This window comes from Halomonas llamarensis (assembly GCF_023555005.1).
GTDB lineage: Bacteria > Pseudomonadota > Gammaproteobacteria > Pseudomonadales > Halomonadaceae > Vreelandella > Vreelandella llamarensis.
Map to the genome: position 1 here is coordinate 1 of NZ_JAMJPJ010000080.1, position 1091 is coordinate 1091.

General features: G+C 49.5%; 1 protein-coding gene and 1 pseudogene. Both read left to right on the top strand.

Features of this window, described 5'->3' with window-relative positions; translation table 11 throughout:
* Positions 1–133 precede the first annotated feature (133 nt).
* Positions 134–310: pseudogene (locus tag M8006_RS17625) on the top strand (FAD-dependent monooxygenase); the annotation flags it as partial.
* Positions 311–343: 33 nt separating this feature from the next.
* Positions 344–862: an aromatic-ring hydroxylase C-terminal domain-containing protein gene (locus M8006_RS17630; RefSeq protein ID WP_250084505.1), complete on the top strand. Its 519-nt coding sequence runs from the start codon at positions 344–346 to the stop codon at positions 860–862.
* The last annotated feature ends 229 nt before the right edge of the window (positions 863–1091 follow it).

Sequence of the window (1091 nt, forward strand, 5' to 3'; positions counted from 1 at the left end):
TGTTTTATAACAGTCGGCGGCGGCATTCGACGCTGGATTACAGCAGCCCCAATGATTACGAATCAGCAATGGCAGAACTGAAGAAAGCGGCTTAACTGGGTTGTCACAAATTGCTTGACCACTCCACGTCGACAATATCATTCTGGCGGGCGACGCTTGCCACATCCACAGCCCGGTGGGTGGGCAAGGTCTCAATACGGGCATTCAGGATGCGTTTAATCTAGCGTGGCGATTAGCGTTTTTAGCCAAGAGCCAAGGTAGCTCAGCATTACTGCGCGACTACGAGCACGAGCGGCGCCCTGTCGCTAAACGTGTTCTAAAAATAACAAACAGAATGCACAACATGTTCGTCACAAAGAATAGGGCGCGAGCATTTATCCGCGATTTTATCATCCGGAAAGTCCAGGCAAGGAAAGCGGTTAGCAATAAACTGATAGCGCAATTATCGGGCTATGCCATTGCCTATCACCCCCCCAAAAATCTTAGCAATGGCACTAAATACGCAGGCAAGCGGATTGGCAATATCAACTTCCGCACCGGGCCTCGCGCGCAAAACCTGTACAACGCGCTACGGGAAGGGAAATTTGTGTTGGTAATGCCGGGAACGGAAGCGCTCGACAAGACCGATATCGAAAAGAGCCTTGGCCACCTATCGAATTGGGTCAACATCTTTATTGCGGGTGATTTCTACGAAAAGCTCTCTCACTACACGGGGCTGCAGAAAGCATCAACAGCTGAATTCAATAATTATCTTCTGGTAAGGCCCGATGCCTACATTGCCGGAATGGTTACAAACCAAAGTGATCTCAAACAGTCCCTCGAGACCATGCTTACGCAGTACAACATGGAGGTAAGAGCATGAGCATCAGAGACAGCTACGCCGACGCGGTAACCGGGCACCCTATTAAGATCATCATTGCAATGCTCATCATCACGCTGATCATAGGCTCTGGCTTGGGCGATCTTGAGATATAGTCGGATGTTGTGTATGGAGGACAGAAGGAAGGGTGGCGTATCCTGTTGATTGATCACGACCAAGATTTCAACCAACACAAATGGATACGCCATGACAGATTCTACCCTCCAAGCCA

What these genes read in the sequence shown, in the direction of transcription:
- M8006_RS17630 (WP_250084505.1), top strand. Translation starts at nt 344, where the DNA reads ATGTTCGTCACAAAGAATAGGGCGCGAGCATTTATCCGCGATTTTATC.